General features: G+C 63.1%; 23 protein-coding genes. 17 read left to right on the forward strand and 6 right to left on the reverse strand.

Annotated elements, in window-relative coordinates:
* The first annotated feature begins 101 nt into the window (after positions 1 to 101).
* The 5 genes from LB556_RS19580 to LB556_RS19600 all read left to right on the forward strand — a co-directional run bounded on the left by LB556_RS19580 (position 102) and on the right by LB556_RS19600 (position 4,751).
* The gene (locus LB556_RS19580; protein ID WP_224569370.1) at positions 102 to 827 is read left to right on the forward strand and encodes a gamma-glutamylcyclotransferase; all 726 of its coding nucleotides are present in this window, start codon (positions 102 to 104) and stop codon (positions 825 to 827) included.
* 121 nt (positions 828 to 948) lie between these two features.
* Positions 949 to 2,313: an NAD(P)-dependent oxidoreductase gene (locus LB556_RS19585; protein ID WP_224569371.1), complete on the forward strand. Its 1,365-nt coding sequence runs from the start codon at positions 949 to 951 to the stop codon at positions 2,311 to 2,313.
* Between the two features lie 2 nt (positions 2,314 to 2,315).
* A complete protein-coding gene (gene preA / locus LB556_RS19590; RefSeq protein WP_224569372.1) occupies positions 2,316 to 3,629 on the forward strand; it encodes an NAD-dependent dihydropyrimidine dehydrogenase subunit PreA in 1,314 nt (437 codons plus the stop codon).
* Positions 3,630 to 3,730: 101 nt separating this feature from the next.
* Entirely contained in the window at positions 3,731 to 4,264 is a 534-nt protein-coding gene (locus LB556_RS19595) for an RrF2 family transcriptional regulator (protein WP_224569424.1), read from the forward strand.
* 28 nt (positions 4,265 to 4,292) lie between these two features.
* A complete protein-coding gene (locus LB556_RS19600) occupies positions 4,293 to 4,751 on the forward strand; it encodes a carboxymuconolactone decarboxylase family protein (protein WP_224569373.1) in 459 nt (152 codons plus the stop codon).
* A gap of 174 nt (positions 4,752 to 4,925) precedes the next feature.
* Here the strand turns inward: LB556_RS19600 and LB556_RS19605 are convergent, their stop codons facing one another.
* Both LB556_RS19605 and LB556_RS19610 read right to left on the reverse strand, forming a co-directional pair.
* A complete protein-coding gene (locus LB556_RS19605) occupies positions 4,926 to 5,648 on the reverse strand; it encodes an SDR family oxidoreductase (RefSeq protein WP_224569374.1) in 723 nt (240 codons plus the stop codon).
* Positions 5,645 to 6,484, reverse strand: a complete 840-nt coding sequence (locus LB556_RS19610) for an SDR family NAD(P)-dependent oxidoreductase (protein WP_224569375.1) — start codon at positions 6,482 to 6,484, stop codon at positions 5,645 to 5,647. Before LB556_RS19610 ends, LB556_RS19605 begins: the two co-directional genes overlap by 4 nt.
* Positions 6,485 to 6,587: 103 nt before the next feature.
* Between LB556_RS19610 and LB556_RS19615 the strand changes: the two genes are divergently transcribed.
* Positions 6,588 to 7,475: a helix-turn-helix transcriptional regulator gene (locus tag LB556_RS19615; RefSeq protein WP_224569376.1), complete on the forward strand. Its 888-nt coding sequence runs from the start codon at positions 6,588 to 6,590 to the stop codon at positions 7,473 to 7,475.
* A gap of 14 nt (positions 7,476 to 7,489) precedes the next feature.
* On the opposite strand, the gene LB556_RS19620 is transcribed toward LB556_RS19615, so the two are convergent.
* Positions 7,490 to 8,125 carry a TetR family transcriptional regulator C-terminal domain-containing protein gene (locus tag LB556_RS19620; RefSeq protein ID WP_224569377.1) on the reverse strand — a complete coding sequence of 212 codons (636 nt, stop codon included), beginning with the start codon at positions 8,123 to 8,125 and terminating at the stop codon, positions 7,490 to 7,492.
* Positions 8,126 to 8,352: 227 nt separating this feature from the next.
* Here LB556_RS19620 and LB556_RS19625 point away from each other — a divergent pair, with 227 nt between their 5' ends.
* The 5 genes from LB556_RS19625 (at position 8,353) to hydA (ending at position 13,165) form a co-directional block, all read left to right on the forward strand.
* Positions 8,353 to 9,681 carry an aspartate aminotransferase family protein gene (locus LB556_RS19625; protein ID WP_224569378.1) on the forward strand — a complete coding sequence of 443 codons (1,329 nt, stop codon included), beginning with the start codon at positions 8,353 to 8,355 and terminating at the stop codon, positions 9,679 to 9,681.
* A 112-nt stretch (positions 9,682 to 9,793) separates the two neighbouring features.
* Positions 9,794 to 10,234, forward strand: coding sequence for an endonuclease domain-containing protein (locus LB556_RS19630; protein ID WP_224569379.1), 441 nt, complete (start codon positions 9,794 to 9,796; stop codon positions 10,232 to 10,234).
* Positions 10,235 to 11,485, forward strand: a complete 1,251-nt coding sequence (locus LB556_RS19635) for a Zn-dependent hydrolase (RefSeq protein ID WP_224569380.1) — start codon at positions 10,235 to 10,237, stop codon at positions 11,483 to 11,485. It begins immediately after the preceding gene.
* A complete protein-coding gene (locus tag LB556_RS19640; RefSeq protein WP_224569381.1) occupies positions 11,482 to 11,700 on the forward strand; it encodes a hypothetical protein in 219 nt (72 codons plus the stop codon). The genes LB556_RS19635 and LB556_RS19640 overlap by 4 nt, the downstream gene beginning before the upstream one ends.
* Before the next feature lie 13 nt (positions 11,701 to 11,713).
* Positions 11,714 to 13,165 (forward strand): dihydropyrimidinase, encoded by a 1,452-nt coding sequence (gene hydA, locus LB556_RS19645; protein WP_224569382.1) that lies wholly within the window; start codon positions 11,714 to 11,716, stop codon positions 13,163 to 13,165.
* Positions 13,166 to 13,508: 343 nt separating this feature from the next.
* Here the strand turns inward: hydA and LB556_RS19650 are convergent, their stop codons facing one another.
* Positions 13,509 to 13,913 (reverse strand): cupin domain-containing protein, encoded by a 405-nt coding sequence (locus tag LB556_RS19650; protein WP_224569383.1) that lies wholly within the window; start codon positions 13,911 to 13,913, stop codon positions 13,509 to 13,511.
* A 139-nt stretch (positions 13,914 to 14,052) separates the two neighbouring features.
* On the opposite strand from LB556_RS19650, the gene LB556_RS19655 reads away from it, so the two are divergent.
* The 6 genes from LB556_RS19655 to LB556_RS19680 all read left to right on the forward strand — a co-directional run bounded on the left by LB556_RS19655 (position 14,053) and on the right by LB556_RS19680 (position 19,030).
* Positions 14,053 to 14,844, forward strand: a complete 792-nt coding sequence (locus tag LB556_RS19655) for an ABC transporter ATP-binding protein (RefSeq protein ID WP_224569384.1) — start codon at positions 14,053 to 14,055, stop codon at positions 14,842 to 14,844.
* A complete protein-coding gene (locus LB556_RS19660) occupies positions 14,837 to 15,355 on the forward strand; it encodes an endonuclease domain-containing protein (protein ID WP_224569425.1) in 519 nt (172 codons plus the stop codon). The genes LB556_RS19655 and LB556_RS19660 overlap by 8 nt, the downstream gene beginning before the upstream one ends.
* A complete protein-coding gene (locus LB556_RS19665) occupies positions 15,356 to 16,234 on the forward strand; it encodes an ABC transporter permease (RefSeq protein ID WP_224569385.1) in 879 nt (292 codons plus the stop codon).
* A complete protein-coding gene (locus LB556_RS19670) occupies positions 16,231 to 17,385 on the forward strand; it encodes an ABC transporter permease (protein WP_224569386.1) in 1,155 nt (384 codons plus the stop codon). Before LB556_RS19665 ends, LB556_RS19670 begins: the two co-directional genes overlap by 4 nt.
* Before the next feature lie 40 nt (positions 17,386 to 17,425).
* Positions 17,426 to 18,397: an ABC transporter substrate-binding protein gene (locus LB556_RS19675; protein ID WP_224569387.1), complete on the forward strand. Its 972-nt coding sequence runs from the start codon at positions 17,426 to 17,428 to the stop codon at positions 18,395 to 18,397.
* A 189-nt stretch (positions 18,398 to 18,586) separates the two neighbouring features.
* The gene (locus LB556_RS19680; RefSeq protein WP_224569388.1) at positions 18,587 to 19,030 is read left to right on the forward strand and encodes a CHRD domain-containing protein; all 444 of its coding nucleotides are present in this window, start codon (positions 18,587 to 18,589) and stop codon (positions 19,028 to 19,030) included.
* Between the two features lie 65 nt (positions 19,031 to 19,095).
* On the opposite strand, the gene LB556_RS19685 is transcribed toward LB556_RS19680, so the two are convergent.
* Both LB556_RS19685 and LB556_RS19690 read right to left on the reverse strand, forming a co-directional pair.
* Complete coding sequence (locus tag LB556_RS19685; protein WP_224569389.1) at positions 19,096 to 20,745, reverse strand: thiamine pyrophosphate-binding protein; 1,650 nt, start codon at positions 20,743 to 20,745, stop codon at positions 19,096 to 19,098.
* Positions 20,742 to 21,917: a CaiB/BaiF CoA transferase family protein gene (locus LB556_RS19690; RefSeq protein ID WP_224569390.1), complete on the reverse strand. Its 1,176-nt coding sequence runs from the start codon at positions 21,915 to 21,917 to the stop codon at positions 20,742 to 20,744. The genes LB556_RS19685 and LB556_RS19690 overlap by 4 nt, the downstream gene beginning before the upstream one ends.
* Between the last annotated feature and the right edge of the window lie 83 nt (positions 21,918 to 22,000).

A 22,000-nucleotide genomic window follows, 5' to 3' on the forward strand; every position in this document is an offset into this window, starting at 1 on the left:
GGGAACGGCAAGACGCCGCCTCTGGCAACGCAGCCTTTTGGAAACCTTGCGCGCCTTGCGATTTTCGTCTCTGCTTGGGCTCCAGAAGGGGGCGTCGATCCATGCGGCAGATGTCACTTACAGCCGAGCTTGTCGCACTGTGCCATCGCGAGGAGGCCGATCCCGGGCCTAGCGGCTCCTGGGCGCAACTGAGCGACGAGGATTTCCAGGCCATTTCCGCGCGGCTGTCCGATGAAGCGGACGAGGGGCCGCTCTGGGTGTTCGCCTATGGCTCCCTGATCTGGAAACCGGCTTTCGAGTCCGTCGAACGCCAACGCGCCACCGCTCATGGCTGGCACCGCTCCTTCTGCATCGACATGGTCCGCTGGCGCGGCAGCGTCGCGCAGCCAGGACTGATGATGGCGCTTGAACGCGGCGGGCGATGCGATGGTGTGATCTATCGGTTACCGGAAGGGGAGAAGACTGCTCAGATCGAAAGGCTGTTGCGGCGCGAGATCGACGATCATGAGAGCGTCGCTTCGGTAAGGTGGGTACCGGTGCGTACAGCGCAAGGGCCGTTGCGGGCGCTGGGTTTCTGGGTCGGAGTGACGGGCAGAGGCACGTCGCTCGGGCAGCCTCTAGAGACAGTGGCACGGGTGCTGGCGCGCGCCTGCGGCCATGTCGGCTCGGGGGCGGAATATCTTTACAACACGGTTAGCCATCTCGAGGAATTCGGCATCCGCGACCGCAATCTTTGGACGTTGCAGCAATTGGTCGCCGATGAGATCAGGTCGATCCACGGCATTGGCGCGGGCGGCGGCACTATTCCCGCGTCATCATCGCCATAACTTGAGCATAATTATCATCTTTTAGCTCAGCGTTTTCAGTGTCTTGTGCCGAAAATTGACCAATTGATAAAAAAATAAAACGTGCTAGCCTTCCCCAAAACGAAAACATGGGGAACTGAAAATGCCAGAGGGCCAGTTCAAAGAGGGTATTGTTGGCGGCCGGCTTCCAGCCGAGCAGTACGCGGACAATTTTTCCGACCTGCATCCGCCGCTCGATCATCACGAGGCGCTGGTCGAATCCGACCGCTGTTATTTCTGCTACGACGCGCCATGCATGAATGCATGCCCGACCTCGATCGACATTCCGCTGTTCATCCGCCAGATCTCGACCGGCAACCCGATCGGTTCAGCCAAGACCATCTTCGACCAGAACATCCTGGGCGGCATGTGCGCCCGCGTCTGCCCGACCGAGACGCTCTGCGAGGAGGTCTGCGTGCGCGAGGTGGCGGAAGGCAAGCCGGTGCAGATCGGCCGCCTGCAGCGCTACGCCACCGATGTCGCCATGAGCCAGAACAAGCAGTTTTATCCACGCGCCGAGCCTACAGGGAAGACGGTCGCCGTCGTTGGCGCCGGCCCCGCCGGCCTTGCCGCGGCGCACAGGCTCGCCCGTCATGGCCATGACGTGACCATATTGGAGGCGCGCCCGAAGGCCGGCGGCCTCAACGAATACGGCATCGCCGCCTATAAGAGCGTCGACAACTTCGCCCAGGCCGAGGTCGACTATGTCACCGCGATCGGCGGCATCGACATCCAGAACGGCAAGGCGCTCGGCCGCGATTATCAGCTCTCCGACCTCATCCGCAATTATGATGCGGTGTTCCTCGGTATGGGGCTGGGTGGCGTCAACGCGCTGCGCGCCGATGGCGAGGATGCCGCCGGCGTCACCAACGCGGTCGAATTCATCGCCGAATTGCGCCAGGCCAGCGACCTCTCAGGGTTGCCGGTCGGCCGCCGCGTCGTCGTCATCGGCGGCGGCATGACGGCGATCGATGCCGCCGTGCAGTCGAAGCTGCTTGGCGCCGAGGAGGTGACCATCTGCTACCGGCGTGGCCAGGAGCACATGAACGCCTCCGAATTCGAACAGGATCTCGCGGCCGCGAACGGCGTCACCATCCGTCATTGGCTGCAGCCCAAGCGCGTGATTGCCGACGGCGGCAAGGTCTCGGCAATCGAACTCGAATACACCGCGTTCAACGGCGACAAGCTCGTCGGCACCGGCGAGACGCTGACGCTCGTCGCCGACCAGGTGTTCAAGGCCATCGGCCAGAGTTTTGTGCCGGCTGCCCTCAACGGCAGCGGGGCGTCGATCGATCTCGAAGCCGGCCGCATCAAGGTCGACGGCGAAGGGCGTACCTCGCTGGCCAAGGTATGGGCGGGCGGCGACTGCATTTTCGGCGGCGATGATTTGACTGTCTCGGCGGTTGCGCAAGGGCGCGATGCGGCGGAATCGATCAACCGGGCACTGGCCTCGAACGGGAGGGCATGAGCATGGCAGACATCAGAAACAATTTCGTCGGCATCAAATCGCCAAATCCATTCTGGCTGGCCTCGGCGCCGCCGACGGACAAGGCCTATAATGTCATTCGCGCTTTCAAGGCGGGTTGGGGCGGTGTCGTCTGGAAGACGCTGGGTGAAGAAGGCCCGCCGGTGGTCAACGTCAACGGCCCGCGCTACGGCGCGATCTGGGGTGCGGACCGCCGCCTGCTCGGCCTCAACAATATCGAGCTTATCACCGACCGCGATTTGCAGACCAATCTGCGCGAGATGAAGCAGGTCAAGATGGACTGGCCCGACCGGGCGCTGATCGCCTCGATCATGGTGCCTTGCGAAGAGGAAAGCTGGAAGGCCATCCTGCCGCTGGTCGAGGAGACGGGCGCCGACGGCATCGAACTCAATTTCGGCTGCCCGCACGGCATGTCGGAGCGTGGCATGGGCGCGGCCGTCGGCCAGGTGCCGGAATATATTGAGATGGTGGTGCGCTGGTGCAAGCAGTACACGCGCATGCCCGTCATCACCAAGCTGACGCCCAACATTACCGACATCCGCAAGCCGGCGCGGGCGGCACATGCCGGAGGCACCGACGCGGTGTCGCTGATCAACACCATCAACTCGATCACCGGCGTCGACCTCGACAGTTTCGCGCCGCAGCCGACCATCGACGGCAAGGGTTCGCATGGTGGCTATTGCGGTCCGGCGGTGAAGCCGATCGCCATGAACATGGTGGCCGAGATCGCGCGCGATCCGGAAACCCATGGCCTGCCGATCTCCGGCATCGGCGGCATCACCACGTGGCGGGACGCCGCCGAGTTCATGGCGCTCGGCGCCGGCAATGTGCAGGTCTGCACGGCGGCGATGACCTACGGCTTCAAGATCGTGCAGGAGATGATCGCCGGCCTCGAAAACTGGATGGACGAGAAGGGACACCGCTCGCTCGACGACATCATCGGCCGCGCCACGCCCAACGTCACCGACTGGCAGTACCTCAACCTCAACTATGTCGCCAAGGCGCATATCGACCAGGACGCCTGCATCAAATGCGGCCGCTGCCATATTGTCTGCGAGGATACCTCGCATCAGGCAATCACCAGCATGGTCAACGGCGTCAGGCATTTCGAGGTGATCGAGGCCGAATGCGTCGGCTGCAATCTGTGCGTCAATGTCTGCCCGGTCGACAACTGCATCACCATGGAGCCGCTGGCAGCCGGCGCGATGGACCAACGCACCGGCAAGCCGGTGTCGCCGGTCTACGCCAACTGGACCACACACCCGAACAACCCGATGGCCAAGGTGGCAGCGGAGTAGCGAACAGACATTCGGACGAAAAAAGCGGCGTCTTCGGGCGCCGTTTTTTTTCATTTCCCTATTGCAGATAAAAATTATCCACGATAAAAGATATCCATGAACTGGAGACTGGAGCCACGAAGCTGGGCGAGGGCGTTGAAGCGGCCATCCACTGCGCGGCCACACTGGCGAGTGTCAACGGCAACAGCACCATGCCGGGCGCTGCGCTGGCGGAGGCCTTTGGCCTGTCGCCGAGCTATTTGCTGAAGCATCTCAACATGCTGACAGCGTCCCGTATCCTGGAATCGGTGCCAGGTCCGGCGGGCGGCTACCGGCTGGCGCGGTCGGCGGAACGCATCACACTGCTCGACATCGTGCTGGCGATCGAGGGACGCGAGCCGGCATTTCGCTGCGGCGAGATCCGCCGCAACGGTCCGGTCAAGATCGATGCCTCGGCCTATGTCAAACCCTGCGGCATCAACGCCGCGATGCTGAAAGCCGAACGCGCCTACAGGGCAGCGCTCGCAGAGGTGAAGCTGTCCGACATCGTGGCGGATTATGCCGCGGAAGGCGACCCCAGATCGTTTGCCGCGAGCTGCGCCTTCGTCGAGCGTCATCAGCGGCCGCAGAAATCCAGTTCAACCAACCAAGCCTAACCTCCCCAACGATGCGAAAGGAAAGACGATGAAACAGAGGATGCAGTTCTTCGCCAAGGCGCCCGAGATCATGAAGGCGGTGTCGGCGCTCAACAAGGCGGTCGACGAATGCGGACTGGAGGTGAGCCTGCTGCACCTGATCAAGCTCAGGGCCTCGCAGATCAATGGCTGTTCCTTCTGTGTCGAGATGCATAGCCGCGAAGCCAGGCGCGACGGTGAGACCGAACAGAGGCTCTATCTGGTCGCCGCCTGGAAGGAATCGCCGCTGTTTTCCGAGCGCGAACGTGCGGCTTTGGCCTGGACCGAGGCGGTGACGCTGATCGCCAACAATGGTGTTTCGGACGAACTCTATGCCAGGACGCTCGAGCATTTTTCGGAAGAGGAATTGGTCAAGCTGTCGGTCGCGCTCGGCATGATCAACACTTGGAACCGCCTTTGCATTCCGTTCCACGCCATTCATCCGATGCCGGCCGCCAAGGCTGCCTGATTGCCCCGTTGCCCCGGGGGCGCCGCCAAGGCGGCGGCGCTCCAACTGTTTGAAGGAAGCGGTCGATGCGGCCGGTTTCCGGGGAACCATCAAGGCCCTGAGACCGGGAATCGTCGCCGGGCTGCTGCTGTTCGCCTTCTGGTCCGGCCTGATCTCCAACTGATCCCGCCGCAGTTACGCCGCGAACCGCAGCCCTCCATCGCAGGTCAGCACCTGGCCGGTCATGAAGCTGTTGGAGACGAGGAAGGCGATCGCCGAGGCGACATCCTCGGCGCGGCCGATGCGGCCGACCGGAGTCTTGCCGGCATAGTCGGCGAAGACCGCTTGCCTCTGTTCGTCCGGCAAAAAGTCCCACCACGGCGTGTCGATGACGCCGGGCGCGACGACGTTGACGCGCAGCGGTTTGAGTTCCACCGCCAGGATCGGCGCCACGGTCAGCAACATGCCGTTGATGGCGCCGATGCCGGCGACGCCCGGCATCGCGACCTGGGCCGACACCGCCGAGATGAAGGTGACCGATCCCGATTTGTTCAGTGTCGGCAAGGCTGCCTGCAGGCAGGACAGTTGTGGTCGCACTTTTTCGTCGACGCCGCCGGCGATGTCGGCGAGGTCGAGGGTTTCGAACGGGCCGAGGCCCTTGCCGCCGCTCGCTGCCAGAACGAGATGGTCGAATGGGCCGAGGTGCTCGAAGAACTGGCGCACCTCGTCCGGCTTCGAAGCGTCGAAGGCGGCCTTGTCGGCGGCGCCGCCAAGGCTTTTCCAGGCGCTGACGAGCTTGTCCCGGTTGCGCCCGGTGATGGTCACCTTCATGCCCGGGCCGAGCAGTTTTCGCGCTGTCGCCAGGCCGATGCCCGACGAGCCGCCGATGATGACTGTGTGTTCGGTCCCGTCGGTCATGACCGTTCTTCCTTCGATTTTGGCGAAGCCAGCCCGACGAGGTCGAGGCTCAGGCTTCGCAATTGTTGTCTTGCCTTGGCGTCGTAGGCCTGGGTGTCGGCGCGGGATTCGCGCAGGCCGTCGAAATAGAGGCCGCTGCGGCCTTCGAGCCTTTGCGAGGTGGCGAGGTTCACGATGGCTTCGGCGCCGGTTTCGACCGAGCTCCAAGGCGTCACGCCGGCCTGTCGGACCATGGTCGTGTTCATGTAGCTTGCCGGATGCAGCGCGTTGACGGTGACGCCGCTGCCTTTCAACTGTTCGGCCAGATCGATGGTGAACAGGATCTGCGCCAGCTTGCTCTGGCAGTAGGCGCGCACGCCGCTATAGCCGCGCGTCAGCATGACGTCGTCGAAATCGATCGCTTGCTGGCCAGCGGACGCGACATTGACGATGCGCGCCGGCGCGCTGGCCTTCAGCAGCGGCAGCAGCTCCGAGGTCAGCAGGAAGCCGGCGAGATAGTTGACGGCGAAGCGCAATTCGTAGCCATCGGCGCTTGTCTGTCGCTTGTCGCCAGCGGTGCCGAGGCCGGCATTGTTGATGAGGATATCGAGACGGCTCGTCCTAGCGCGCACGGCCTCGGCGAGGCGTCTTACCTCCGCCAGCGAAGCGAGATCAGCCGCGAGGAACTCGGCCTTGCCGCTGGCGGCTTCGATGTCGGCGATAACGGCCTTGCCGCGCACCGTATCGCGGCCATGCACCAGCACCCGTGCGCCTGCGCCGCCCAGCCTTTGTGCCACGACCCGGCCGACGCCGTCGGTCGATCCGGTGATGAGGATGGTCTTGTCTTTCAATTCCATGTTCAGAGCCTCCTGTTGCTGCTCTGAGTGCAAGATGGGACGCTTCGTCCATGCCAAACAGTTCCAACTTTATCCTGGTATCAATACTGCTATAATGGCCGGTATGAATGCTCCCATCTCCCCAGCCTCCACCCAGTCGGCCGACGAGAGCCGCCGACGCGAACTCGGCGCCTTCCTGCGTTCGCGCCGCGAAAGGCTGACACCCTCGGCCACCGGCATCGCGACAGGTCCCAGACGGCGCACGCCAGGTCTGCGGCGTGAGGAGGTGGCGATGATCGCCGGTGTCGGCACCACCTGGTACACATGGCTCGAGCAGGGCAGGGACGTGCGGCCCTCGGTGGAAGTGCTGACGGCGCTCTGCGAGGCGCTGCGCCTCGACGCCGTCGAGAAGCGGCATTTGTTCATTCTCGCCGGTCGCCAGCAGCCCGAGCATCGCGGGGCGACACCCGAGAAGGTGGACGCCACGCTGTTGCATATGCTGCAAAGCCTCGTCCTGCAGCCGGCCCAAGTGGTCGGCCGGCGCTGGGATGTGCTGGCCTGGAACCCGGCCGCGGCAGCTGTGTTCGGCGACTATGGCCTGCTGGAGGGCGATAGCAGAAACATCGTCCACATGGTGTTCACCAACCCGCACCATCGCCGCCTGCTGGTCGACTGGGAAGAACTCGCCCGCGTGCTGCTCGCTTCGTTTCGTGCCGAAAGCGCCAAATATGTCGGCGATCCGGACTTCGAACGACTGATCGCCTTGATGATGAGCTCAAGTCCCGAGTTCCGCGACTGGTGGCCGCGCCGGGATGTGGCGCGGAGGCTGACAGGCGTGAAGCACGTCCGGCATCCCAAAGCAGGCTTGATGGCCTTCGAGCATATGAGCCTGTCGATCGACGATGGCTCGGACATGAGACTGATCGTCTATACGCCGCTTGCCGAACAGAACTCGGTCGCCAAACTGCAGCGGTTGCTGGACGCGATGCCGGCCGAGCGGCGCAGCGCCTGAGCCGGTTCAAGGCGTCAGTTCTTGGGCTTCAGCCCGTCGAGGAACAATTGCTCCAGGAAGCGGGCGGCGTCCTCGAAGCGACCGTCGCCGCCGCGGTTCGGTCCCAGCACGGCTCGGACCTGGACGTCGAAATCGGCGTAGTGCTGCGTTGTCGCCCAGATCGAGAAGATCAGGTGCCAGGGATCGGTCCTGGCAATCTTGCCGGCGCGCATCCAGCCCTTGATGACAGCGGCCTTTTCGTCGACCAGCGTCTTCAACTCGCCCGCCAGCAGCGGCATGATGCGCGGCGCGCCCTGCAGGATCTCATTGGCGAACAGCCGGCTCTCGCGCGGGAAATCGCGGGCCATCTCCAGCTTGCGCCTGATATAGCTCCTGAGCTCGGTCATCGGATCGCCGATGTCGTCGAGTTCCCTCAGAGGCGCCAGCCAGGTTTCGAGCAACCGCTCCATCAATGTCTCGTGAATGTCCTCCTTGCGGCGGAAATAATAGAGCAGGTTCGGCTTCGACATGCCGGCGGCTTCGGCGATCTGGTCGATGGTCGAGCCACGGAAGCCGTTGGTGGAGAACACTTCGAGCGCGGCCTCCAGGATCAGTTCGCGCTTTTCCTGCTGGATGCGGGTGCGGCGCGGGGCTTGCGTGCTCGTGGTCACCGTTGCGGGCCTTTGCACTGAAGGCCATCTGGACCAATTCTCTGGACCAGTTTTTCCCCAGCCTGTGGAACGCACTTCAGGAGCCGCATTTCCGCTAGTAATCCCTTGACCGCCGACAGGGCGGTGCTAACGTTTGTCCAATCGGTCAAAAATTTGCGTAGCATGAAAGTGCGGCAAAGACCAAGCGTTGGACGCACCGAAACAGGTTACAAGGGGAAGTCTTGGTCATGTCCAACCGGCTGAAAGTCACGCCGAACGATCTCAGTGCATTCTGGATGCCGTTTACGTCCAACCGGCAGTTCAAGCAGGCGCCGCGCATGATGGTGTCCGCCAAGGACATGCATTACACGACAAGCGACGGTCGCAAGATTCTCGACGGCACCGCCGGCCTGTGGTGCGTCAATGCCGGCCACTGCCGACCGAAGATCACCGAGGCGATCCAGCAGCAGGCCGCCGAACTCGACTATGCGCCGGCCTTCCAGATGGGTCATCCCATCGTGTTCGAGCTGGCCAACCGCCTCGTCGACATCGCGCCGAAGGGCATGGATCACGTCTTCTTTACCAACTCCGGCTCGGAATCGGTGGAAACTGCGCTGAAGATGGCGATCGGCTATCACCGCGCCAGGGGCGATGGCGCGCGCACCCGGCTGATCGGCCGTGAACGCGGCTATCACGGCGTCAATTTTGGCGGCATCTCGGTCGGCGGCATCTCCACCAACCGCAAGATGTTCGGCACGCTGCTCGGCGGCGTCGACCACATGCCGCACACGCACCTGCCGGAGAAGAACGCCTTTACCAAGGGCGTGCCGGAACATGGCGCGGAACTGGCCAATGAGCTGGAGCGCATCGTCGCCCTGCATGACGCCTCGACCATCGCGGCGGTCATCGTCGAGCCGGTCGCCGGCTCCACCGGCGTCATCCTGCCGCCGAAGGGCTATCTGCAGAAGCTTCGCGAGATCTGCACCAAGCACGGTATCCTGTTGATCTTCGACGAGGTCATCACCGGTTTCGGCCGTCTCGGCACGCCGTTCGGCGCCGACTATTTCGGTGTCACGCCCGACATCATGACAACCGCCAAGGGCGTCTCCAACGGCGTCATCCCGATGGGCGCGGTGTTCGTGAAGAAGGAAATCCACGATGCCTTCATGACCGGCCCCGAGCACATGATCGAGTTCTTCCACGGCTACACCTATTCGGGCAATCCGGTCGCTTGCGCAGCGGCACTCGGCACGCTCGATACCTACAAGGAAGAGGGGCTGCTGACCCGCGGCGAGGAGCTGGCGCCTTATTGGGAAGACGCGCTGCATTCGCTCAAGGGCGAGCCGCATGTCATCGACATCAGGAACATCGGCCTGATCGGTGCGATCGAGCTGGCACCTATTCCCGGCCAGCCGACCAAGCGTGCCTTCTCGGCCTTCCTGAAGGCGTTCGAGCGCGGCGCGCTGATCCGCACCACCGGCGACATCATCGCTCTGTCGCCGCCGCTGATCATCACCAAGGGCCAGATCAACGAGCTGGTCGACCATGTGCGTGAAGTGCTTAGGATGATCGATTGAAGAACCGGGCGCGGATATCCCTCCCCCTCGAGGGGAGGGTGGCCGCGAAGCGGTCGGGTGGAGTCGGTTCGACTGGTCGCCGACGTGATCTTTTACCGCGAGGTCGCTTCTGATGCCTCGTACCCGCGTGAGCTTCGAAATGCGCCAGAAGGCGCGCGCGCTTCGAGTTCACGCGACCAAGGGTGAATCTCTCCTTTGGTATGAGTTGCGTGAGCTGAAATCGGCAGGCATCAAATTCCGGCGCCAGTGCCCGTTTGGGCCTTACATCGTTGACTTTGCCTGCCTTTCCGTGAAGCTGATCGTTGAAGTCGACGGTGATCTTCACGAGCACGAAAAGGGCAAGCGGCACGATGCCGTTCGTGACGCGTATCTACGATCGCTTGGGTTCGACGTCTTCCGTGTCGACGAACTCGATGTCATAAACAGCGCTTGGCATGTCGCGCAGGTGGTCAAGGAAAAGGTCGAGCGCATGTCAGCCGACCCCACCCGACCGCTTCGCGGCCACCCTCCCCTCGAGGGGGAGGGGGACGCCCCGCAATCGATGAGGTTTTGAATGGCCGCACCCGGCGAGAATCTGCGAATCAATTCAGACCGCTTGTGGGATTCCATCATGGAGATGGCGAAGATCGGCCCCGGCATTGCCGGCGGCAACAACCGCCAGACCGTGACCGACGAGGACGGAGAGGGGCGGCATCTGTTCAAGCGCTGGTGCGATGCGGCCAGGCTGGAAATGGGCGTCGACGAGATGGGCACCATGTTTGCCCGGCGGGAAGGCGCTGACCCCAGCCTGCCGCCGGTCTATGTCGGCAGCCACCTCGACACGCAGCCGACCGGCGGCAAGTATGACGGCGTTCTCGGCGTTCTCGGCGGCCTGGAGATCGTGCGCTCGCTCAACGATCTCGGCATCAAGACCAGGCATCCGATCGTCGTCACCAACTGGACCAACGAGGAGGGCGCGCGCTTTGCCCCCGCCATGATGGCTTCCGGTGTGTTCGCCGGCGTGCTCGACCAGGCCGACGTCTACGAGCATACGGACAAGGCCGGCAAAAAATTCGGCGAGGAACTGGAGCGTATCGGCTGGAAAGGCACCGAGAAGGTCGGCGACCGCAAGATCCACGCCTTCTTCGAACTGCATATCGAGCAGGGACCGATCCTTGAGGACGAGGACATCGACATCGGCGTCGTCACCCATGGCCAGGGTTTGAAATGGCTGCAGGTGACACTGACCGGCAAGGAGGCGCATACCGGCTCGACGCCGATGCCCAAGCGCCGCAATGCGGGGCTCGGCATGGCCCGCGTGATCGAACTGGTGCACGAGATCGCCATGGACTACCAGCCCGACGCCGTCGGCGCGGTCGGGCACATGGAAGTCTACCCGAACTCGCGCAACATCATCGCCGGGCGCACCGTTTTCACCATCGACATCCGCTCGCCGGAGAAGGAAGTACTCGACGCCATGGATGGCCGCATCCGGGAAGGCATCGACACTATCTGCGACGCGCTCGACATCCAGTACAAAATCGAGCAGGTCGGTCATTTCGATCCCGTCACTTTCGACAAGGGCTGCGTCAAGGCGATCCGCGATGCCGCCGAGAGGCTCGGCTATACGCACCGCAACATCGTCTCGGGCGCCGGTCACGACGCCTGCTGGATCAACCGCGTCGCACCCACCGCCATGGTGATGTGCCCTTGCGTCGATGGGCTCAGCCATAACGAGGCGGAGGAAATCACCAAGGAATGGGCCGCCGCCGGCGCCGACGTGCTGTTTCACGCGGTGGTGGAGACGGCGGGGATCGTGGAGTGAGGATCGTCAAACAAGGCACCGGGCAAATGGCTGTCCCGGTCGACGGCCTCTACCAATGTTTCCCAAAGAGCGAAAACAATCGCGGCAAAGCCGTTCGATTTGCCACTATCGAAAAGGCAGCCGCATTTCTTTGTGAGAACGTGGATTGGGGAATCTACATGGATCCGGGCGGCGCCCTGGTTTATCGGGACATAGTGATCGAGCGGGACCAATAATCGGGAGATAGCGATGTCGAAAGTCATTCGAAACGGCACGGTTGTCACCGCCGACCGCACGTGGAAGGCCGACGTGCTGATGCAGCACGGCAAGATCGTCGCCGTCGGTTCCAATCTGCATGGCGACCATGAATTCGACGCCACGGGCTGCTATGTGATGCCGGGCGGCATCGATCCGCACACGCATCTCGAAATGCCGTTCATGGGCACCTATTCGGCCGATGACTTCGAATCCGGCACACGGGCGGCCCTTGCCGGCGGCACCACCATGGTGGTCGATTTCTGCCTGCCGGCACCGCAGCAATCGCTGCTTGAAGCCTTGCAGATGTGGGACAACAAGACCTCCAAGGCTTCGTGCGACTATTCCTTCCACATGGCGATCACCTGGTGGGGCAAGCAGGTGTTCGACGAGATGGCCACGGTCGTCGACAAGGGCATCACCTCGTTCAAGCACTTCATGGCCTACAAGGGCGCATTGATGGTGGATGACGACGAGATGTACGCCTCGTTCCAGCGTTGCGCTGACCTTGGCGCGTTGCCGCTGGTGCATGCCGAGAATGGCGATGTGGTTGCCGCACTCTCGCAGAAGTTGCTCGCCGCCGGCAACAATGGCCCGGAAGGCCATGCCTATTCGCGCCCGCCGGAGGTGGAGGGCGAGGCGACCAACCGCGCCATCATGATCGCCGACATGGCCGGCGTGCCGCTCTATGTCGTGCATGTCTCCTGCGAGCAGAGCCATGAAGCGATCCGCCGGGCGCGCCAGAAGGGCATGCGCGTGTTCGGCGAGCCGCTGATCCAGCACCTGACGCTCGACGAGAGCGAGTATTTCGACAAGGACTGGGACCATGCTGCGCGGCGCGTGATGAGCCCACCCTTCCGCAACAAGCTGCATCAGGATTCGCTGTGGGCCGGCCTGCAGGCCGGGTCGCTGCAGGTGGTGGCGACCGACCATTGCGCCTTCACAACCACGCAGAAGCGTTTCGGTATTGGCGATTTCACCAAGATCCCCAACGGCACTGGCGGCCTGGAAGACCGCTTGCCGGTGCTATGGACCCGGGGCGTCAACACCGGGCGGCTGACGATGAACGAGTTCGTCGCCGTGACCTCGACCAACATCGCCAAGATCCTCAACATGTATCCGAAAAAAGGCGCCATCGTCGAAGGTGCCGATGCCGACATCATCGTCTGGGACCCCCAGCGCAAGAAGACAATTTCGTCCAAGAAGCAGCAATCGGTTATCGATTACAACGTCTTCGAAGGCGTCGAGGTGACTGGCCTGCCGCGCTTCGTTTTCTCGCGCGGCGAGCTGTCGATCGAGGAAGCAGAGGTGAAGGCAAAGCCCGGCCATGGCGAGTTCGTCGGACGCGAGCCAAACGCCGCGGTCAACCGGGCGCTGTCGACCTGGAAAGAGATCACCGCGCCGCGCAAGGTGGAACGCACCGGCATTCCGGCGACCGGGGTTTGAGGATGCGGGCTGTTCCTCCCGCCATGCCGGCAACCGCGATACCGGCCGTCAGACAGGCCTTGGACGGCAATGCCCATGGGGAAGTGCCTCGGTGCGGATGATTGCCGACGCCGGCGCCGCCCCTCATTTGCTTGCCGGCATCTTCTCCCCGTATAGTGACGGGGAGAAGGGAGCTGAGAGCAACCTCGGCGCTCTTTCTGGCAACGCTGGCGATTGGCGAAATCCTTCGCGATGGCATCCTTCTCCCAGTCTCTATATGCGGAGAAGTGCCCGGCAGGGCGATGAGGGGCAGCGCGGACCTGGAGCTATTGAGCCTCGCCCGGCTAACCCGCCAATACCGCCCTCACGCAACCAGCGCATCCAGTTCCGGCAGCAGGACGACGCTTTCCTGTTCGTTGGGATCGGTGCGGGCGATGACGGCCGAAGACGGAGCATTGCTCAGATTGGCCGGCAAATGCGGCACACCGGCCGGGATGTAGAAGAGGTCGCCGGCCTTGACGACGATGTGATGCTCCAGCCGGTCGCCATACCAGGTATGGACCTCGCCGGACAGCACGTAGATCGCCGTTTCATGGTTCTCATGCAGATGCGCCTTGGCGCGGGCGCCGGGCGGCATTGTGAGCACGTGCATGCAGATGCCGGAAGAACCGACCGACTCGGTGGCGATACCGGCCAAATAGGTCAGACCCTGCTTGCCTTCATAAGTGCTTTCAGGGCGGATAAGATGACAACTGGGTTTGGGCGACATCGGGGAACTCCGGGCGTCGATTGAGTGGAACAAAGTCGGCAGGACTGAAGGCCAATGGGACGGGTCGAATGGAAAACAACATCGCGATAAAAGCAATCGGAATCGGGACGCCGTCACGGGAACAGGCAGGCCGCGAGCGATGACGGGACTTTCGCCAGCCGTCGTCTCGGCAAATAAACTTGGCCTCACCTTCCAGACCAATGACGGTCCGGTGCAGGCGCTGTCCAATGTCGACCTGACCATAGGCAAGGGGGAGTTCGTCTCCTTCATCGGGCCATCGGGCTGCGGCAAGACCACGTTGCTGCGCGTCATCGCCGATCTGGAGAAGCCGACTTCGGGCGCGATTTCGGTCAACGGCATGACAGCGGAACAGGCGCGCGAGAAACGCGCTTATGGCTATGTCTTCCAGGCCGCCGCCCTGTTCCCGTGGCGCACCATCGAGCGCAATGTCGCGCTGCCGCTTGAAATCATGGGCTTGTCCAGGACCGATCAGGCGGAGCGGATCAAGCGCACGCTCGACCTCGTCAACCTCAGCGGTTTCGAGAAGAAGTATCCCTGGCAGCTTTCCGGCGGCATGCAGCAGCGCGCCTCGATTGCCCGCGCGCTGGCCTTCGACGCCGACCTGCTGTTGATGGACGAGCCGTTCGGCGCGCTGGACGAGATCGTGCGCGATCACCTCAACGAGCAATTGCTGCAACTGTGGGGCCGGACAAACAAGACCATCTGCTTCGTCACCCATTCCATTCCCGAAGCGGTCTATCTGTCGACGCGCATCGTGGTCATGTCGCCACGCCCGGGCCGCGTCAGCGACATCATCGAATCGACGCTGCCGAAAGAGCGGCCGCTCGACATCCGCGAGACGCCGGAGTTCCTGGCGATCGCCGCACGGGTTCGCGACGGCTTAAGGGCAGGGCATAGTTATGATGATTGAGCGGGCGCAGGATGGGTTTCCTCCTCTCCCCACCGGGGAGAGGGTGGCCGGAGCGAAGCGGAGGTCGGGTGAGGGGGCGCCGCCGCATCCAACCAAGAGAAAGGCCGGCGTCACGGAGCGCGCCCGAGAGCTGCGGCTTGACGAAACCAAGGCCGAATACCGGCTTTGGGGCGAGCTACGGGGGCGTCACCTCAACGGCTATAAGTTCGTAAGGCACGTGCCACTCGGACCGTTCTTCGCCGACTTTCTCTGCCGCGAAAAGAGCTTGATCGTTGAAATCGATGGCAGCCAACATGCCGAGTCCCTGACCGATGAAAGCAGAACAGCTTGGCTGAACAGCCATGGTTACTCTGTTCTTCGGTTCTGGAATCACGAAGTTCTGGCGGAACGGCGGGCGGTTTTGGATACAATATTAGCGGTGCTTGAGGGGCAGATACACTCCCCCTCACCCGGCCTTCGCTTCGCTCCGGCCACTCTCTCCCCGGCGGGGAGAGGAGAAGGGCTGCGCTAAATGGACACCTTCCGCGACAAGATCGTCCCCGTGACCTCCATCCTCGTGGGCGTGGTGGTACTCTGGTACGTTTTGGCCGTCATCCTCAACACGCCGTTCCAGCGCGATCTCGACCGCCGTGCCAATGAGACCTCCACCTTCAGCGAACTCATCGGCAAGACGCTGTCGCAGCCGAAGCCGACGCTGCCGGCGCCGCATCAGGTGGCGGTGAATTTCTTCGAGAACACCTTCCTGCGGCCCATAAATTCGAACCGCAGCCTCGTCTATAATGCCTGGGTCACACTCTCCTCGACGCTGCTCGGCTTTACCTTCGGCACCGCGCTCGGCATCATCATTGCCGTCGGCATCGTGCATGTGGCGACGCTCGACCGCAGCCTGATGCCGTGGATCATCGCCTCGCAGACCATACCGATCCTGGCGGTGGCGCCGATGATCATCGTGGTGCTGGCGGCAGTCGGCATCACCGGCCTGATCCCGAAGGCGATGATCTCGACCTATCTGTCGTTCTTCCCGGTGACGGTCGGCATGGTGAAGGGGCTGCGCTCGCCCGAGATCATGCATCTCGACCTGATGCACACCTACAATGCCAGCCGCGCACAGACCTTCTGGAAGCTGCGGGTCCCGGCCTCGGTGCCGTTCCTGTTCACCTCGATGAAAGTGGCGGTAGCGGCAAGCCTAGTCGGCGCCATCGTCGGCGAGCTGCCGACCGGTGCGGTCGCCGGTATCGGCGCCAAGCTGTTGGCCGGCGCTTACTACAGCCAGTCCATCGACATCTGGTCGGCGCTGGTCGCTGGTTCGATCGTAGCGGCGCTACTGGTCATGGTGGTCGGCATTGCCGGGCGCGTCGTCGACCGCGCGATGGGCGGGAGGCCGGCATGAGCTGGCTGAAGCCTTCCTGGCAAGCGGTGCTGGCGATCGTGCTATGCCTGATCGCGGTTGCGCTCGGCGCAATGTCAAAGCCGGAGGCGGCAGCGCTCGCGGACCCGACCGCCGGCGTCAGTTACCCTTATCTCGAAACCAAGGGCCTAATGCTCGGCATTGCCATCGCGGCGGCGCTGGCTTCGATGATCAGGATCCCGAAGATCGCCGAGGCGGTGGTGCTTTTTGTCGGCGCCCATTTCGTTGCCTGGCTGCTGATAACGGGCATTAAAGGTTTCGAAGGCACGGCGCTGGCGCCGTATTTCCTTTTGCTCACGGCTGCCTGGTTGCTTGGCTGGCGCTGCGTGGCCGTGCTTTCAGGATTGCGGCCAACGGCAAGCTGGGCACGGACCGCGCTGCGCCTGATCATCCCGGCCATCTTCGGCGCCTGGATCCTGATCATCTGGGAGGCAGTGACGCGGGGCGCGGGCATTCCCTTCATCCTGCTGCCGCCGCCGAGCGCCATCGGCGCGCGCATCGCCAATTCGCTGCCGATACTCGGCGCCGACGTCCGGCAGACGATCTTCAAGGCTGTCCTCTTCGGCTACGTCGTGGGCAGCGGCGCCGGCTTCGTTACCGCCGTTCTCGCCGACCGCGTGCCGTTCCTGCGGCGCGGGCTCTTGCCGATCGGCAACATGGTCTCGGCGCTGCCGATCATCGGCGTCGCGCCCATCATGGTCATGTGGTTCGGCTTCGACTGGCAGTCCAAGGCGGCTGTCGTCATCATCATGACCTTCTTTCCGATGCTGGTGAACACGGTCGCCGGGCTCGCCGCATCCGGGCATATGGAGCGCGACCTGATGCGCACCTATGCGTCCGGTTATTGGCCGACGCTCGTCAAGCTGCGGCTCCCGGCGGCGGCGCCCTTCATCTTCAACGCGCTGAAGATCAATTCGACGCTGGCACTGATCGGCGCCATCGTCGCCGAGTTCTTCGGTACGCCCGTCGTCGGCATGGGATTCCGCATTTCGACCGAGGTCGGGCGGATGAACATCGACATGGTCTGGGCCGAAATCGCAGTTGCAGCACTTGCGGGTTCGGTCTTTTATGGCGTGGTCGCCCTTGTCGAAAGGGCAGTCACGTTTTGGCATCCCTCTGTCCGTGGTGGATAGGGGCGGTGGGTTCAGGGTACTAACTTCAGAGGGTAATAAAATGAAAAGACTTATTATTCCAATTCTGGCCGGCGCGATGTCGCTGGCCGCGTTCCAGGCGATGGCCGCCGACAAGGTGACCTTGCAGCTGAAATGGGTCACGCAGGCTCAGTTTGCCGGCTACTATGTCGCCAAGGCCAAGGGTTTCTATGACGCCGAGGGTCTCGACGTCGACATCAAGCCGGGCGGTCCCGATATCGCGCCCGAGCAGGTGATTGCCGGCGGCGGCGCCGACGTCATCGTCGACTGGATGGGCGGCGCACTGGCCGCGCGCGAAAAGGGCGTGCCGCTGGTCAACATCGCCCAGCCGTTCAAGAAGGCCGGCATGGAACTGGTCTGCCCGAAGGACGGCCCGATCAAGACCGAAGCCGATTTCAAGGGCCATACGCTCGGCGTCTGGTTCTTCGGCAACGAATATCCGTTCTACGCCTGGATGAACAAGCTTGGCCTCAAGACCGATGGCGGCCCGGACGGCGTCACCGTGCTCAAGCAGAGCTTCGACGTGCAGCCGCTGATCCAGAAGCAGGCGGATTGCATCTCGGTCATGACCTACAACGAGTACTGGCAGCTGATAGATGCCGGCTACAAGCCCGAACAACTGACCGTGTTCAACTACTCGGCCATGGGCAACGACCTGCTCGAGGACGGCCTGTACGCGTCGGAAGACAAGCTCAAGGATCCGGCTTTCGAGGACAAGATGGTCCGTTTCGTGCGCGCCTCCATGAAGGGCTGGAAATATGCCGTCGACAACAATGACGAGGCCGCAAGCATCGTCATGGACGCCGGTGGCCAGGACGAGAACCACCAGAAGCGGATGATGAGCGAAGTCGCCAAGCTGATCGACAATGCCGACGGCAAGCTCGACCCGGCGACCTACGAGCGCACCGCCAAGGCGCTGCTCGATCAGAAGATCATCACCAAGGAGCCGACCGGCGCCTACACCACCGCAATCACCGACAAGGCGGTCAAGTAAGTCCGGCAGGCGCGATACAACAGCGCCTGCGACGGTGGCTGAGATAAAAGGGGCGGGCGACCGCCCCTTTTCCATGCGCTCCATTCACAAAACCGTGTGCGGGGATACATCGCGCCGCCCAGCCGTTGCATTGAAGCATGCGCGCGCCGGGGAGCCGCGGCGGATGCTTCATCCAATCGGAGATTCTTCATGCGCGCTCACTCCTTCCTGCCGGTCCTGTCGGCGTTCGCCGTTTCCACCGCCTTCCTGTTCGCATCACCGGCAATGGCCGAGATGGTAAAATACAAAGCGACCCTCGATGGCAGCCAGCAGAGCCCGGCCGTCACCACCAAGGGCAAGGGGACGGCTACTCTTACCTTCGACACCACCAAGAAAAAGCTCAGCTGGAACGTGAAGTATTCCGGCCTCAGCGGACCGGCAACCGCGGCGCACATCCATGGCCCTGCGGCGGCAGGTGAGAACGCGCCGCCGGTGATCCCGTTCAAAGGCAAGCTCAAGAGCCCGATCAAGGGATCGGCTACGTTGACCGATGCGCAGGCCGCCGACCTGGAGGCCGGCAAATATTACGTCAACGTGCACACGGCGGCCCACAAGGACGGCGAGATCCGCGGCCAGATCGAAAAGGCGATGTAGGGCCACGGCCAAGGCTGAATGCCTGGGGGACGAGGTGGCGCGAAGGAGCCAAGCCTTGTCCTGTTTCAACTCTTGTCGCGTATCTGCGTCATCGTCCGGGTCGGGGTGATCGCTTCGGGATCGAGCCTGATCTCGACGATTGCCGGTTTGCCGCTGGTTCGCGCCCGCTCGAAGGCAGGCGCGAATTCCGCTGTGTTCTCGACCGTCTCGCCATGGCCGCCATAGGCGCGGGCCAGGGACGCGAAGTCCGGGTTCTTCAGATCGGTGCCGACGACACGGCCGGGATATTCGCGTTCCTGGTGCATGCGGATGGTGCCGTAAATGCCGTTGTTGACGACGATGACGACGATCGGCAGGTCGTGTTGCACGGCGGTGGCGAATTCCTGCCCATTCATCAGAAAGCAGCCGTCTCCGGCAAAGGCGACCACTGTACGATCCGGGAACAGCGCCTTGGCGGCGACGGCCGCCGGCGTACCGTAACCCATCGAGCCCGAGGTCGGCGCGCCCTGCGTGGCGAAACGGCGGAAGCGGTGGAAACGATGAACCCAGGTGGCGTAGTTGCCGGCGCCGTTGGTCAGGATGGCGTCGTCGGGCAACACTTTTTCCAGATAGTCCATGATCGGGCCCATCTGCACCGCGCCGGGGCCGGTCCGTGGCGGCGTCGACCATTCGAGATAGGCCGCGTGGTGCCTGGGCGTCTCGGCAGCCCATGCTGACGTTCCGGCCGGCTTGCGCTTGGCGAAGGCTTCGACGAATGCCGCTGGCGAGGCGTTGATCGCCAGCGTCGGGCGGTAGACCCGGCCGAGTTCGCCGGCGTCGGCGTGAACATGCACCAGTGCCTGGTCGGGATAGGGGCTCTTCAGCAGCGTGTAGTCCGAAGATGGCATCTCGCCCATGCGGCCGCCGATCAAGAGAACGACGTCGGCCTGCTTGATGGCCGCCGCCAGCTTCGGATTGATGCCGATGCCGACATCGCCGGCATAATTTGGATGGAGATGGTCGAACAGCATCTGGCGACGGAAGGAGCAGCCGACAGGAAGCGACCAGGCCTCGGCGATCTGATGCATGCGCGCCACGGCTTCCGCGTTCCAGCGCGTGCCGCCAAGGATGACGAAGGGACGCTTCGCACCGGCAAGCAGCGTTTCCAGCGCGTCGAGTTCGGCCTCGCCGGGATAGGTCTCGACCGGCGTGTGCGGAAGGGCTTCCGGCGCGTCGACCTCGCTGGTCAGCATATCCTCCGGCAGCGAGATGACGACCGGGCCGGGACGGCCCGACGTTGCCACGGCGAAGGCGCGAGTGACGAATTCGGGGATGCGGGAGGCGTCGTCGATCTCGACCACCCATTTGGCGATGTCGCCGAAGAACCTCTTATAATCGACTTCCTGGAACGCTTCGCGCTCCTTGGCGTGGCTGGCGACCTGGCCGATGAACAGGATGAGCGGAACCGAATCCTGCATGGCGATGTGGATGCCGGCGGAGGCGTTGGTGGCGCCGGGTCCGCGGGTGACGAAGCAGATGCCGGGCTTGCCGGTCAGACGGCCCTGGCAGTCGGCCATCATGGCAGCGCCGCCTTCCTGGCGGCAGACGATGGTGCGGATCGAGGAATCATGCAGCGCGTCAAGCACCGCAAGATAGGATTCGCCCGGCACGCAGAAGATGCGGTCGGTGCCGTTGGCTTCGAGGGCGTCGACGATCAGTTGGCCACCGGTCTTCATTTCCCAGACTTCTCCAGTTCGGCGAGGATTTCCTCAGTGTGCTCGCCAAGGCGTGGCGAGGGGCGTTCATAGGTGAGCGGCGTGCCCGACATCACCATCGGCGCGCGCACCGACGGCAGGCGATTGCCATGGCCGTCGTCGAGGTCGAGCCGCATGCCGCGGGCAATGGTCTGCGGATCATCGAACATCTGGCCGATCGTGTTGATCGGGCTTGCCGGCACGCCGGCCGCTTCGAGCCTGGCCAGCAGCGGGTCGCGATGAAAAATCTTCAGCGCCTCGATGATGCGTGCGCGAAGTTCCACGCGGTTGGCGACCCGGGCCGGATTGGTGGCGAAATCGGGATTCGTCGGCAAATCGCCCAGTCCGACCGCGGCGCAGAATTTGGCGAACTGGCCGTCATTGCCGACAGCCAGGATGATATGGCCGTCCCTGACTGGAAGCACTTCGTAGGGGGCAATGTTCATATGCGCATTGCCCATCTGCACCGGGGACTTGCCGGAGACGAGATAGTTGAGGTTCTGGTTGCCGAGCGCCGAGATCTGGGTGTCGAACAGCGCCATGTCGATGTGCTGGCCTTCGCCGGTCTTCTCGGCGTGGCGCAGGGCGGCCTGGATGGCGATGACCGAATAGAGGCCGGTGAAGATATCCGAGATGGCGACGCCGGCTTTCTGCGGCTCGCGGCCCGGCTCGCCGGTGATCGACATCATGCCGGCCATGGCCTGGATGATGAAATCGTAACCCGCGCGCGGCGCATAAGGCCCGTCCTGGCCGAAGCCGGTGATGGAGCAGTAGATCAGGCGAGGGTTGATCTTGCGAAGGCTGTCATGGTCGAGCCCGTATTTCTTCAGGCCGCCGAGCTTGAAGTTCTCGATCAGCACATCCGCCGTGCCGACAAGCCGGCGCACCGTCTCGGCGCCTTCCGGCGTCGAGAAGTCGATGGCGATGGAACGTTTGCCGCGGTTGCAGGAATGGTAGTAGGCGGCCGACAGGTTCTCTCCGTCGTGGCTCATGACGAAAGGCGGACCCCATTTGCGGGTGTCGTCGCCGCCATCGGGGCTCTCGACCTTGATGACATCGGCGCCGAGATCGGCAAGCAACTGCCCGGCCCAGGGCCCGGCAAGAATGCGGGCAAGTTCGACGACGCGGACGCCTTTCAGCGGGGGTTCGGCCATAAATCACCGTGGTTGCGGCAATCATCCTGATTGCCGCGAAGCAGAGCCTCTATCAAGCCCGGCAGCGGCTGTCACGGGCCTTG

The sequence above is a fragment of the Mesorhizobium sp. ES1-4 genome (assembly GCF_020164745.1).
In the GTDB taxonomy this organism is placed as follows: Bacteria; Pseudomonadota; Alphaproteobacteria; order Rhizobiales; family Rhizobiaceae; genus Mesorhizobium.

Coding starts and splice junctions, on each gene's coding strand:
- LB556_RS19580 (WP_224569370.1), top strand. CDS start 102: ATGCGGCAGATGTCACTTACAGCCGAGCTTGTCGCACTGTGCCATCGC.
- LB556_RS19585 (WP_224569371.1), top strand. CDS start 949: ATGCCAGAGGGCCAGTTCAAAGAGGGTATTGTTGGCGGCCGGCTTCCA.
- preA (WP_224569372.1), top strand. CDS start 2,316: ATGGCAGACATCAGAAACAATTTCGTCGGCATCAAATCGCCAAATCCA.
- LB556_RS19600 (WP_224569373.1), top strand. CDS start 4,293: ATGAAACAGAGGATGCAGTTCTTCGCCAAGGCGCCCGAGATCATGAAG.
- LB556_RS19605 (WP_224569374.1), bottom strand. CDS start 5,648: ATGACCGACGGGACCGAACACACAGTCATCATCGGCGGCTCGTCGGGC.
- LB556_RS19610 (WP_224569375.1), bottom strand. CDS start 6,484: ATGGAATTGAAAGACAAGACCATCCTCATCACCGGATCGACCGACGGC.
- LB556_RS19615 (WP_224569376.1), top strand. CDS start 6,588: ATGAATGCTCCCATCTCCCCAGCCTCCACCCAGTCGGCCGACGAGAGC.
- LB556_RS19625 (WP_224569378.1), top strand. CDS start 8,353: ATGTCCAACCGGCTGAAAGTCACGCCGAACGATCTCAGTGCATTCTGG.
- LB556_RS19630 (WP_224569379.1), top strand. CDS start 9,794: ATGCCTCGTACCCGCGTGAGCTTCGAAATGCGCCAGAAGGCGCGCGCG.
- LB556_RS19635 (WP_224569380.1), top strand. CDS start 10,235: ATGGCCGCACCCGGCGAGAATCTGCGAATCAATTCAGACCGCTTGTGG.
- hydA (WP_224569382.1), top strand. CDS start 11,714: ATGTCGAAAGTCATTCGAAACGGCACGGTTGTCACCGCCGACCGCACG.
- LB556_RS19650 (WP_224569383.1), bottom strand. CDS start 13,913: ATGTCGCCCAAACCCAGTTGTCATCTTATCCGCCCTGAAAGCACTTAT.
- LB556_RS19655 (WP_224569384.1), top strand. CDS start 14,053: ATGACGGGACTTTCGCCAGCCGTCGTCTCGGCAAATAAACTTGGCCTC.
- LB556_RS19660 (WP_224569425.1), top strand. CDS start 14,837: ATGATTGAGCGGGCGCAGGATGGGTTTCCTCCTCTCCCCACCGGGGAG.
- LB556_RS19665 (WP_224569385.1), top strand. CDS start 15,356: ATGGACACCTTCCGCGACAAGATCGTCCCCGTGACCTCCATCCTCGTG.
- LB556_RS19670 (WP_224569386.1), top strand. CDS start 16,231: ATGAGCTGGCTGAAGCCTTCCTGGCAAGCGGTGCTGGCGATCGTGCTA.
- LB556_RS19675 (WP_224569387.1), top strand. CDS start 17,426: ATGAAAAGACTTATTATTCCAATTCTGGCCGGCGCGATGTCGCTGGCC.
- LB556_RS19680 (WP_224569388.1), top strand. CDS start 18,587: ATGCGCGCTCACTCCTTCCTGCCGGTCCTGTCGGCGTTCGCCGTTTCC.
- LB556_RS19685 (WP_224569389.1), bottom strand. CDS start 20,745: ATGAAGACCGGTGGCCAACTGATCGTCGACGCCCTCGAAGCCAACGGC.
- LB556_RS19690 (WP_224569390.1), bottom strand. CDS start 21,917: ATGGCCGAACCCCCGCTGAAAGGCGTCCGCGTCGTCGAACTTGCCCGC.